Consider the following 10422-nt stretch of genomic DNA (forward strand, 5'->3'; position numbering starts at 1 on the left):
CGATGCGCGCGTCTGGCGCGCGGCGGCGGCGATCGGCCTGATGTGCTGCCCGCAGTTCGCGGTGCTGACCTTCGCCACGGTATTCCTGCACGACTTCAGCCAGGCGGGTATCGGCACGCTGACTGCCGTGATGGTGGCCGTGCAACTGGGCGCGATGGTGGCGCGCATTGCCAGCGGCAGGTGGACCGATCGGCACGGCAACCGGCGCGCCTTTCTGCGCCGCTGCGCGCAACTGAGCGCGCTGATGTTCGCGGCGCTGGGCGCCGTCGCCTGGCTGGTCGGCGAGGCCCCGTCGGCGACGGGCGCGGTGATCGCCACGGCAGTCGTGCTGACGGCGGCGGGCGTGTGCGCGTCCGCCTGGCACGGAGTGGCGTATACCGAATTGGCAACGCTGGCCGGCGTCAACCGCGCGGGCACGGCGCTGGGCATGGCGAACAGCTGCGTTTATTTGGGCCTGTTCCTGACGCCGCTTGCGCTGCCCCACGTGGTGGCGGCCAGTTCGTGGCCCGCCGCCTGGGTGCTGGCGGGCGTGGCAATGCTGGCGGCCTTGCCGCTGTTGCCGCGCGCGTCATTGCGGGCGACATAGTCGCATGCGTCGCCGCAGGCGCCGGCGACTGCTATGCCTGGAATTCCCCCGTCAGCCACGCCAGAAAAGCCCGGACCGGCGGATGGCGTTCGCGCCCCGGCGCGCACAGCGCCGTGTAAGCCGCGCCGGGCACGCGCACCTGCGGCCGGTACGCGGCCAAGGTGCCGGCGCGCACGCTGTCGGACACCATGACGGAACTTGCCAGCACCAGCCCCTGCCCCGCGATGGCGGCTTGCAGCGCGTAGTGCTCTTCGGCGTACGCATGCACTGCCGAGGGTTCCCGCCATGCGGGCATGCGCGCCGCCTGGCACCACGCCAGCCAGCCTTGTTCGTACAGATCCGAATCGCGCCAGCGCACCGTCACCAGCGCAGGCGACGCTTTGGCGGCGCGCGTCTTCGACATTTGCGCGATCAGGCCGGGCGCGCCGTACACGCCGAACCACTCGGGCAGCGTCGCGGCGGTATGCAGGGCGGGATAGGCGCGTCGGCTATAGCGCACCGCCACGTCCACGCTGGCGTCTTGCAGCAGGTCCACGGGGTCGGCGCCGGTTTGCAGGTTCAGCTGGTATTGCGGAAAGGCTTGATGAAAGCGCCCCAGTCGCGGCACCAACCACAGGGCCGCGAAGGAATGTGTGGTGGACAGCGTCAAGGCGCCCGAGGCCGGTTCGGGGCGCAAGGCGTCCAGCGTTTGCGCAATATCCAGCAGCGCACCATGCACGCTGATGAAAAGGCGCGCACCCTTGTCCGTCAGTTTTACGCTTCGCGGCGCGCGGTTGAACAGCGAAAATCCCACTTGCCGTTCCAGCGCCTTGATCTGGTGCGACACCGCCGTGGGCGTCACGGCCAATTCGGCGGCGGCCAGCTTGAAACTGCGCAGCCGCGCGGCGGCCTCGAACGCACGCAACGCGGTCACCGGCAATGTTGAAAACATGATGTTGGGGCAGTCTATGGATGAAATAAATTCATCTTAATCAAGGATTCGTCATTTGTCGTCGACATGCCGGATTTCTATATTGAAGGCACGACATTACTCGGAGCCATCATGAATCGAAATCATCCATCCCAACGCTTGCTGATCCTGGTCGGCAGCCCCCGCCGCGACGGCAACAGCGCGGCATTGGGCGCCGCCGCGCAACGTGGCGCAAACGCTGCCGGCGTATCCACCAGCCTGCTTTTCCTGGACGATTACATCCAAGGATTCCTGTCCGACCTGCGGCACCAACCCGGGCCCGATGACCGCTATTCGGAACTGTTTCTTGAACACTTCCTGCCGGCCGATGGCGTGCTGATCTGCACGCCCATTTATTGGTACGGCATGTCGGCGCAGACCAAGGCTTTCTTTGACCGTTCGTTCAGCCACTATGCCGGCAGCGGCCCCGAGCCGGAACGGGTCAAGGCGCGCATGACGGGCAAGCGCCTGGGGCTGGCGGTGGCGTCCGAGGAAACCTACCCGGGCGCAGCGCTGGGCATCGTGCACCAGGTGCAGGAATACGCGCGCTATTCGCATTCGGAATTTGTGGGCTATGTGCACGGCGCGGGCAACCTGCGCGGCGAAATCGCGGCCGATCCGCGTCAACCCTTGTTGGCGGCCGAGCAACTGGGCGCTTCGTTCTTTAGCCGGAAATATTCCGACTACCGCATCGAAACGCCCCGCCCTCACAACGTCTGGGAACCCGCGCGCACCAGCACGCCGGGCGTGCTGCCGTAGACCTGTTTGAACACGCGCGTCAGGTGCGCCTGGTCGGCAAAACCCACGGCTTGGGCCGCCTGCGCCAGTGGCACGCCGCCGCGCAACAACACCCGTGCGCGCGCCACGCGCCAATTGCGCAGCCACGCCTGCGGGGGCAGCCCGTAGCGGCGGGCAAACTGCTTGACCAGTGTGGTGCGGTGACGGTCCTGCGCGCGGGCCAGCGCCTCAAGATCCGGCGCGCAGGCGGGATCGGCGGCCATGCGATCGCGCAGCAAGGCGCAGACGTCGGACACGTCCTTGTCCGTCGACTCCGTCGTGTCGCCATGGGCGCCATGCGCGCCATGCGCGCCAAGCAGGCCGAGCAGCGCGGCCGAGATTCGGTCGCGGCGTTCGCAGTCGCGCATGGCGCCCGGCGCCAGGGCGGCCAGCCATTGCGCGCATAACGCCGGCGCACTGACGACCGGGCCCGAGACGCGCACGGTACGGCCCGGCATGGCGCGCGCGTGGTCATCGAACCACGCCGGGTCGATGTACGCCATGCGATAGGCCAGCGGCGCGTCGGACGTGCCGCCCGTATGCACCTGGCCGGGCGCAATCACCACCAAGTCGCCCGTAGCGGCCACGTGCGTGCGGCCTTGGACGGTAAAGGAACATCGGCCGCGCTCGATGGCGCCGATGGACCAGGCATCATGAAAATGCGGCGCGTAGCAATACGCGCGCAGGTCCGCGATCAAGACGTCGCCGGGCAGCTCCGCGCCACAATGCCAAATATGTTGAGATGCCGCCATCAGATAGCCGAAAGTGAATGATCAGGACTGAATAGCGCGGCATCCGCCCCGCGCTCTCATCGCCCTGCCCCGATACGCTAGCCGAAGTACCTTCCGTCCGCATTCAGCGACCGCGCCAACAGCCACGCATTGGACGGATTTTCGCCGACGCGGCGGATGGCGTAAGGCCACCAGTCGGCGCCAAAAGGCAGGTAGACCCTGACGTTATAGCCCAGGCCGCGCAGCGCCATTTGCCAGTCGGGGCGCACGCCATAGAGCATTTCAAATTCGAACGCGTCGGGCGACCATCCCCGTTCGCGCGCCAACGTCATGAGGGCGCCGGCAAGCCGGTCGTCGTGCGTGCCGAAAACCGGATAAAACCCCGCTTCGCGCGCTTCGTGCGACAGCATGATGGCCGCCGCGTCCAGATACGCCTGGTCGATCCGGGCGCGGCCGGCATGGTCCAGCGCGCGCTCGGGAAACGCGCCTTTTACCAGGCGCAACGACGTATGCCGGCGCACGGCCCAGGCCAGGTCTTCGGGGGTGCGCCGCCGCCGCGCCTGCAAGGTCAGGCCGACGGGCAAGCCGTCTTCCAGCAACGAGCGATGCAGCGCGCAGGTGCGATCGCGGATGGCGGAATCTTCCATATCCAGCACCATCCAGTTGCGGCCGCCGATGGCGCCGCGGGAGCTTGCAACGGCCTTGGCGATGCGGGTCGCGTTGGCGGCGCCCACCGCGTCACCGGCCATGTAGCCGATGGCGGTGGGGTCCACGGACACATGCGCGTCCAGCCCCGCCGCGCCCAGCGCGCCACAGGCTTCGATGGTTTGCGACACGTTGTGTTCGATGGCGGCGGCGTCGGCCACGTATTCGCCCAGGTAGAACAACGACGCCCGGATGCCATGCGCCTGCCACAGCCGCAACGCGGCGTGAACCGCGGCGCCCACATCCGCGCCGCCGACGAAGCGCTGCGCCAGGGACGAGCGTGCCGCCACCGCCCGCATCGCGCGCCCCATCATGGGGCTGCGCGCCAGCGCGATGGTGGTTCTTTGGAAAATGCTCATGAATGCTCCCGCTAGAGAGCCGCACTATGGCGTGGCCGGACGCGCTTGTATTGAACGCCCGTGAACGCGGGCAATGGCTCCTGGGGGACGCGGCCTCAAGGCCGAAACGGCGCCGGGTCCAGCGGCAGTTCCAGCCCGGCCATCTGCGCCGTCAGCAGCGCGGCGCTGCCGCAGGCCAGCGTGAAGCCCAGCGCGCCCTGGCCGATGTTCAGCCACAGGTTGTCGGCTGCGGGACTCTGCCCGATCAGCGGTTTGCCGGTAGGGGTGGCCGGGCGCAAGCCGGCCCAGGGAATGGCTTGCGACAAATCCAGCGCCGGAAACGCCTCGCGCACCTGACGCTTGAGCAGATCCACGCGCGCGGGATCGATATCCGCGTTGGCGCTGCCGATATCGACCATGGCGGCAATGCGCAGCACCTTACCCACGCGCGCATAGACGATGCGGCGCTCGTAATCCGTCACGCTGATGCGAGGGGCAACCGGTTCGTCATCCGCCAAGGGCACGCTCAGGCTGTACCCCTTCAGCGGGTACAAGGGCACGTCGTGCCCCAGCGGCTTGAGCAGCGCACGGGTGCCGATCCCGGTGGCCAGCACGATGGCGTCGGCGCCGATGTCGCCATGGCGCGTGTTCACCGCGACGATGCGGCGGCCTTCGCGCTGCAAACCCGTCACGGGGTTGGACATGGCGCATTCCACATTGCCCAGCGCTTGCAGGCGGTCGAACAGCCCTTCGGTGAACTGACGGCAATCACCCGCTTCTTCGCTGGGCGTGTAGATCGCGCCAGCCAAGTTGCGGCCCATGGCGGCCAGCGCGGGCTCCATCGCCAGGGTTTGCGCCGCGTCCAGTACCTGCTGCTGAGCGCCGTGCCCGGCTTGATAGGCCACCAGCGCGCGCGCCTTGTCCAGCAAGGCCGCGCTGCGGTAGGCGATCAACTTGCCGTTTTTCAGGTGGCCAAAATCCAGGTTTTCCTGTTGCAGCAGCGTGTGCATGACGTCGCGGCTAAGGTAGGACAGGCCCAGCAACTGCGCAGTGGACGCCTTGGCCACCGACGCGCGGCAGGCCAGCGCAAATTGCACGCACCACCGCCATTGGTGGGGATCCAGCCGGGGCCGGAAGCGCAGCGGGGAATCCTGGCGCAAGAGCCAGCCGGGCACGCTGGGCAATACGCCCGGCCCCGCCAGCGGCGCGACGTAGCTGTAGCTGAGCTGACCGCCGTTGGCGTAGCTGGATACTTCCGCCGGCCGCGCCTGGCTATCCACCAGCACCACATCGTGGCCCTGGCGCGCCAGGAAATACGCAGACGTCACGCCGACAACGCCCGCACCGATTACGCAAACGCGCATGCCTTCATCCAATCAAACAGGGAATATCCCATTTTGTAACGGCCATGGGCGGCGCGGCAAATGCCAAACGCCGCAGCATCCATAACAAAACATCATGGGATGGGGCAGGGTCAGCCGGGGCCGGTCAAGCCGCGCGATGCAGCTTGATGATGGCCGCGGCGGTGGGGTCGCGCACCAGATCGGCCAACGTGTAGCCGTTCAGCGCATCGTAGAAAGCGTTCAGGGTCTGGGCCAGCACGCCCGCCAGCCGGCAGGCGCCGTCCAGCGCACAGGGCGGTTCGCGGCAGTCGATCAGCGGCCCTTGCTGTTCCAGTTCGCGGATCAGGTCGCCCACCGGATAGGTGCACGCGTCACGCGCCAGCCGCAAACCGCCGCCCTTGCCGCGCACGGTACTGATCCAGCCGCGTTGCGACATGAAGTGCACCACTTTGACCAGGTGATTGCGCGACACGTCGAAACGCTCGGCAATTTCCGGGATGGTCACGGCCGTGGGCCGGTCGCGGCATTGCGTCAGATACATCAAGACGCGCAGGCCGAAGTCGGTGAATCGGGTCAGTTGCATGGCGGGATGGGGGTGGCCGGGCGGCCCGGCAAGTTCAGGCCGCCAGGATACACCGCTCAGGCAGGGGCGCCGCCGGTGCCAAAGGCCTCGGCGTGGATGCGCACGGGTTCCACGCCCAGCTCCAGCAAGGCAGAGCGTTGCGCGGCCATGAACGGCGCCGGGCCGCACAGGTAGTAGTCGGCGCCCGGCACAATGGCTTCGTGCGCAATGGCGCGCAGGTTCACGCGACCACGGTGGTCGTAGTCTTCACCGGCCTTGTCGGCATGGCCGACTTCTTCATAGAAGACCGCCTTGCGCACATTGGCGCGCTCTGCCGCGATGCGGTTCACGTGGTCGCGCATGGCGTGCACCGCCCGGTTGCGGCAACCGTGCACGAACCGGATCTGGCGTTTGTCGTCCGTACGCACCAGGTGGTTCAGCATGGAGACCATCGGAGTCAGCCCGACGCCGCCGCTAAGCAGCACCACGGGCGCGTCGCTATCTTGTTGAAGATAAAAATCGCCTTGCGGCGGCGCCACATCCAGCACGTCGCCCTCTTGCAGCCGGTCATGCAAGGTGTTGGACACCAGGCCCGCCGGCGTGTCGGCGCCCGCGGCCTCGCGCTTGACCGAAATACGCAGGCGATCTTGCCCGGGCGCATCCGACAAACTGTATTGGCGCGGTTGCATCAGACCCAGCTCGGGAATATAGACGCGCACGGACAGGTACTGGCCGGGCCGATATTCGGGCACCGTGCCGCCATCGGACGGCGCCAGATAGAAGGAAGTGATTTCGGCGCTTTCCGGCTGCTTGCCCACGATGCGAAACGCGCGCCACCCCGTCCAGCCGCCCGGCTTGGCCGCCGACTCGGCGTACAGGCGCGATTCTTCGGCGATCAGCAAGTCCGCCAACTGCCCATACGCGGCGGCCCAGGCGTCCACCAGTTCGTCGGTGGCGGCCTCGCCCAGCACTTCGCGGATGGATGCCAGCAAATGCTTGCCCACAATGGCGTAGTGCTCGGCGCGGATGCCCAGGCTGACGTGCTTGTGCACGATGCGCGTCACCACGGGGGCCAGCACGGAAGGGTCGTCGATGTGTTCCGCGTAGGCGGTCACGGCACCGGCCAGCGCATGCTGCTGCTGGCCACCGGCCTGATGGCCCTGGTTGAACACGTGCTTGAGCTCGGGATTGTGCTGAAACATGCGCGCGTAGAAATGACGCGTCAGCGCCACGCCATGGGTTTTAAGAACGGGGGCCGTGGCTTTGACCAGCGCGCGGACTTCGGGGCTCAACATCTTGCTGCTCCTTGAATTGCGATCGTGCTCGCTTTAAACATATATTCATAATACATCTTTAAGAACGAACGAGCCAATCCCGGCGCGCCTGTTATTCGATATTGCGTACCCATTCGCCAACAAGTGTTAGCGCAGGCAAGACGCAGCCGGCGCCGCCACGCCAAATTGGATACCTTGTGGCTTGGGCCGGGCCCTGCCAGACCACGGAGACCATCCATGCGTCCCCCACCATCCAGCTGGCCGCCTGCCACGGACCGGGCGGCGCGCGCAGCCGCCAATTGCCGCCGGCATCCCTGGCGAGGCCGACCGTGGCCATATCCGCTGGAAAAGCCAGTTTTGCCGCCTTGATCAAGGCTTCTTTCAACGTCCACAGCAGGTAAAAACGATGGCATCGGGCCGGCCCGTCCAAGGCGGCCAGTGCCTCGGCCTCTTCCGCTGAGCAGACCCAGGCGGCCAGCGCGGCGAAATCCCGCGTGCGCAGGCGCTCAAGGTCGGCGCCCACTGCCCAGCCGTCCGGGGCGCGGACGCAGACGGCGTGGCCGCCGCTGTGGCTAAGCGACGTCACGCCGCCCGGGGGGGTGGACCGGCGCGCGTCATGCAGCAAGGCGCGGCTGACCTGCCAGTCTTCGCGGGCCTTGGGGCCGGATCGGGCGGACGCCAGCAAGGCATCGTTTTCGGACAGGTCCTTCACCCGATAACGATCCGCGGCGCCTTTGTCCGCCCAATACATGAATAGTTCCTGAATTTCCACGGCAACAAGTAACCAATTACATTTCAAAGCCGTCAAACCCCTTGGGGCGGCGCCGACACAAAGTTACTACTGAAAACAAATTCCATGAGCGATGACATAGTAGAATCGCGCGCTATGTTGACGTTTTCAATCGCGCAATGGCAAGGTTGGACGCAAGGAATGGAGTCGCCCGAAGACTGGTTTCATTGGGCGCAACACCCTTACTGTCCTCTTGATGACGCACGCGCGCCCCGCCTGGACTTTCTGCCCCCGATGCAACGCCGCCGGCTCAGCCCGCTTGCCCGCGCGGTGTTCGAATGCGCGTGGCCGCTAGCGGCCGGGCGCCCGGCGATGCCTTTCGTGTTTGCCTCGCGGCACGGCGAAACCAGCCGCAACTTCGGCCTGCTGCAAGCGCTGGCGGCGGATGAACCGTTATCGCCCACTGCGTTCGGCCTGTCGGTGCACAACGCCATCGCCGCGCAGTGGTCGATCATACGCGGTGAAACCACGGAATCCGTTGCGCTGTCCGTGGACGGCGACGGCCTGGAACACGCCTTTGTCGAAGGCGCCATGCTGCTGGACCAAGGCCATGACGACGTCCTGGTGGTGCTTGCCGAAGAACGCCCGCCCGCGCCCTATGCGGCCTGGATCGATGACGTGCCCTACACCTACGCCGCCGCGTTTCGCTTGCGCGCCGGCTCGGACTGGTCGCTGGCCCTGTCCTTTGGCGCCGACAGCCACCGCCCGCCGCCCGCGCCTTCCCCCGACCCGACGGCAGCCGCGCACCCCTGGCCCAACCCCTTGAACCTGCTGCGCCACCTGACGCTGCGCACCCCCACGTGGGCGCATGCCAATCATGCCCGACGCTGGACCTGGACCCGCACCGCATGACTAGCCCCCCCCAACCCCGCCAGGACTTCTGGCTTTGGCGCCTGCTGGCCACCGGCATGGCCTTCACGATGTTCGGCGTGGGCGGCGTGCTGTTGCGCGTGTTGGTCTTCCCGCCGCAGCGCCTGCTGCCGGGCGGCCGGATCGAACGCCAGCGGCGCGCGCGCTGGGCGCTGAACCGCACGTTTCGCCTGTTCATCCGGTTCATGGTCCGGGTGGGCATCCTGACCGTTGAATTCAAAGGCGCCGAACGCCTGGGCAAGCCCGGCCAGATGATCCTGGCCAACCACCCGTCGTTGCTCGATGTGGTGTTCCTGGTGGGACACGTCAAGAACGCCAACTGCATCGTCAAGCATGGGCTGGCCACCAACCCCTTTACGCGCGGGCCCATCGCCAACGCCGGCTACATCACCAACGACGAAAGCTTCGACATGTTCGACCGCGCCGCCGATGTGCTGCGCAACGGCGAAACGCTGATCGTCTTTCCGGAAGGCACGCGTACGCCGCCTGACGCCTTGCCGCGGTTTCACCGTGGCGCCTGCGCCATTGCGCTGCGCGGCGCACGCGTCGTCACGCCCGTGGTGATCCAGATGAACCCGCGCAGCCTGACCAAGGGCGAACCTTGGTACCGGATTCCCGCGCGCCGCATGCGCTATGTCATCCAGGTGGGCGAGGACATCGACCCGTCCGTCTGGAGCAGCGCGCATCCCCTGCCCGCCGCAGGCCGCAAGATGAATGCCTGGCTGCATGCCTATTTCGAAGCCGAGTTGGCGCGCACCGCGCCGGCCGGCGCTGTCATGAACGAACACGCCACCCGGGACGGTGGCAACGGAGTCAAAGCGGGATGAATCAATTGGAACTTGAGCTCAAGACGCTCGTCATCGAATCGCTGGGGCTGGAAGACATCACCCCCGACGACATCGCGTCCGACGCCCCGCTGTTTGGCGACGGTTTGGGGCTGGATTCGGTCGATGCCCTTGAGCTGGGCCTGGCGCTGCAAAAGCGCTACAGCATCGCCATCGACCCCGAAACGCGCAACATGCGCGAGCATTTCACCAGCATCAGCAGCCTGGCGGACTTTGTCGCCGCGCAGCGCCGCGCCTAACGCAGATGGAGTCCACGATGCATACCCGTGAGGACATCTTCAATACGTTGCGCGAGGCGCTGGTCGAGCTGTTCGAGATCGAACCCGAACGCGTTACGCCGCAAGCCAATCTATATACCGATCTGGAAATCGACAGCATCGACGCCATCGACCTGATCGACCACGTGCGCCGCCAGACCGGCCGCAAGCTGGACGCGAACGACTTTCGCACGGTGCGCACCGTCGAGGACGTGGTCCAGGCCATGTGGCAGAAGCAGGCTCCCGACGCATGAGGCGCGGCGTTGCGGCCGGCTTGGCCGTTGCCGGCGTCGCGTATCCCTTTGTGGTGCACGCAACGCTGGGGCGCGTCAGTCCCGCCTGGCTGGCCTTGCCGCTGGCGCTGCTGTGGTTGCTGCGTGGCGTGACCGCGGGGG

Annotated in this window: 13 protein-coding genes; 6 read left to right on the forward strand and 7 right to left on the reverse strand. The window is 66.7% G+C overall.

Features of this window, described 5'->3' with window-relative positions; all coding sequences use genetic code 11:
- On the forward strand, positions 1 to 586 hold a 586-nt coding region (locus tag ACNPP0_RS17430; RefSeq protein ID WP_448706558.1), incomplete at its 5' end, for an MFS transporter.
- A 31-nt stretch (positions 587 to 617) separates the two neighbouring features.
- On the opposite strand, the gene ACNPP0_RS17435 is transcribed toward ACNPP0_RS17430, so the two are convergent.
- Entirely contained in the window at positions 618 to 1517 is a 900-nt protein-coding gene (locus ACNPP0_RS17435; RefSeq protein ID WP_448706559.1) for a LysR substrate-binding domain-containing protein, read from the reverse strand.
- Positions 1518 to 1628: 111 nt separating this feature from the next.
- Between ACNPP0_RS17435 and ACNPP0_RS17440 the strand changes: the two genes are divergently transcribed.
- A complete protein-coding gene (locus tag ACNPP0_RS17440) occupies positions 1629 to 2294 on the forward strand; it encodes a flavodoxin family protein (protein WP_332607417.1) in 666 nt (221 codons plus the stop codon).
- On the opposite strand, the gene ACNPP0_RS17445 is transcribed toward ACNPP0_RS17440, so the two are convergent.
- From ACNPP0_RS17445 to ACNPP0_RS17470, 6 genes are all read right to left on the reverse strand, one after another.
- Positions 2243 to 3064 carry an AraC family transcriptional regulator gene (locus tag ACNPP0_RS17445; protein ID WP_448706560.1) on the reverse strand — a complete coding sequence of 274 codons (822 nt, stop codon included), beginning with the start codon at positions 3062 to 3064 and terminating at the stop codon, positions 2243 to 2245. The genes ACNPP0_RS17440 and ACNPP0_RS17445 overlap by 52 nt on opposite strands.
- A 77-nt stretch (positions 3065 to 3141) precedes the next feature.
- Complete coding sequence (locus ACNPP0_RS17450; protein WP_448706561.1) at positions 3142 to 4107, reverse strand: proline dehydrogenase family protein; 966 nt, start codon at positions 4105 to 4107, stop codon at positions 3142 to 3144.
- A gap of 95 nt (positions 4108 to 4202) precedes the next feature.
- Positions 4203 to 5450 (reverse strand): D-amino acid dehydrogenase, encoded by a 1248-nt coding sequence (locus ACNPP0_RS17455; protein ID WP_332607413.1) that lies wholly within the window; start codon positions 5448 to 5450, stop codon positions 4203 to 4205.
- A gap of 124 nt (positions 5451 to 5574) precedes the next feature.
- A complete protein-coding gene (locus tag ACNPP0_RS17460) occupies positions 5575 to 6012 on the reverse strand; it encodes an Rrf2 family transcriptional regulator (RefSeq protein ID WP_332607412.1) in 438 nt (145 codons plus the stop codon).
- Positions 6013 to 6068: 56 nt separating this feature from the next.
- Complete coding sequence (hmpA, locus tag ACNPP0_RS17465; protein WP_448706562.1) at positions 6069 to 7286, reverse strand: NO-inducible flavohemoprotein; 1218 nt, start codon at positions 7284 to 7286, stop codon at positions 6069 to 6071.
- 91 nt (positions 7287 to 7377) lie between these two features.
- Positions 7378 to 8016: a 4'-phosphopantetheinyl transferase family protein gene (locus ACNPP0_RS17470; protein WP_332607410.1), complete on the reverse strand. Its 639-nt coding sequence runs from the start codon at positions 8014 to 8016 to the stop codon at positions 7378 to 7380.
- Positions 8017 to 8151: 135 nt separating this feature from the next.
- Between ACNPP0_RS17470 and ACNPP0_RS17475 the strand changes: the two genes are divergently transcribed.
- The 4 genes from ACNPP0_RS17475 to ACNPP0_RS17490 are packed head-to-tail and all read left to right on the forward strand — an operon-like array spanning position 8152 to position 10281.
- On the forward strand, positions 8152 to 8907 hold the full coding sequence (locus tag ACNPP0_RS17475) for a beta-ketoacyl synthase chain length factor (RefSeq protein WP_332607409.1): 756 nt from the start codon (positions 8152 to 8154) through the stop codon (positions 8905 to 8907).
- Entirely contained in the window at positions 8904 to 9752 is an 849-nt protein-coding gene (locus tag ACNPP0_RS17480; protein WP_448706563.1) for a lysophospholipid acyltransferase family protein, read from the forward strand. Before ACNPP0_RS17475 ends, ACNPP0_RS17480 begins: the two co-directional genes overlap by 4 nt.
- Positions 9749 to 10009 (forward strand): ApeE family acyl carrier protein, encoded by a 261-nt coding sequence (gene apeE, locus ACNPP0_RS17485; protein WP_332607407.1) that lies wholly within the window; start codon positions 9749 to 9751, stop codon positions 10007 to 10009. Before ACNPP0_RS17480 ends, apeE begins: the two co-directional genes overlap by 4 nt.
- Positions 10010 to 10026: 17 nt before the next feature.
- A complete protein-coding gene (locus tag ACNPP0_RS17490) occupies positions 10027 to 10281 on the forward strand; it encodes an acyl carrier protein (protein ID WP_332607405.1) in 255 nt (84 codons plus the stop codon).
- The last annotated feature ends 141 nt before the right edge of the window (positions 10282 to 10422 follow it).

Source organism: Achromobacter semiaridum, from assembly GCF_053543755.1.

What these genes read in the sequence shown, in the direction of transcription:
- ACNPP0_RS17435 (WP_448706559.1), bottom strand. Translation starts at nt 1,517, where the DNA reads ATGTTTTCAACATTGCCGGTGACCGCGTTGCGTGCGTTCGAGGCCGCC.
- ACNPP0_RS17440 (WP_332607417.1), top strand. Translation starts at nt 1,629, where the DNA reads ATGAATCGAAATCATCCATCCCAACGCTTGCTGATCCTGGTCGGCAGC.
- ACNPP0_RS17445 (WP_448706560.1), bottom strand. Translation starts at nt 3,064, where the DNA reads ATGGCGGCATCTCAACATATTTGGCATTGTGGCGCGGAGCTGCCCGGC.
- ACNPP0_RS17450 (WP_448706561.1), bottom strand. Translation starts at nt 4,107, where the DNA reads ATGAGCATTTTCCAAAGAACCACCATCGCGCTGGCGCGCAGCCCCATG.
- ACNPP0_RS17455 (WP_332607413.1), bottom strand. Translation starts at nt 5,450, where the DNA reads ATGCGCGTTTGCGTAATCGGTGCGGGCGTTGTCGGCGTGACGTCTGCG.
- ACNPP0_RS17460 (WP_332607412.1), bottom strand. Translation starts at nt 6,012, where the DNA reads ATGCAACTGACCCGATTCACCGACTTCGGCCTGCGCGTCTTGATGTAT.
- hmpA (WP_448706562.1), bottom strand. Translation starts at nt 7,286, where the DNA reads ATGTTGAGCCCCGAAGTCCGCGCGCTGGTCAAAGCCACGGCCCCCGTT.
- ACNPP0_RS17470 (WP_332607410.1), bottom strand. Translation starts at nt 8,016, where the DNA reads ATGTATTGGGCGGACAAAGGCGCCGCGGATCGTTATCGGGTGAAGGAC.
- ACNPP0_RS17475 (WP_332607409.1), top strand. Translation starts at nt 8,152, where the DNA reads ATGTTGACGTTTTCAATCGCGCAATGGCAAGGTTGGACGCAAGGAATG.
- ACNPP0_RS17480 (WP_448706563.1), top strand. Translation starts at nt 8,904, where the DNA reads ATGACTAGCCCCCCCCAACCCCGCCAGGACTTCTGGCTTTGGCGCCTG.
- apeE (WP_332607407.1), top strand. Translation starts at nt 9,749, where the DNA reads ATGAATCAATTGGAACTTGAGCTCAAGACGCTCGTCATCGAATCGCTG.
- ACNPP0_RS17490 (WP_332607405.1), top strand. Translation starts at nt 10,027, where the DNA reads ATGCATACCCGTGAGGACATCTTCAATACGTTGCGCGAGGCGCTGGTC.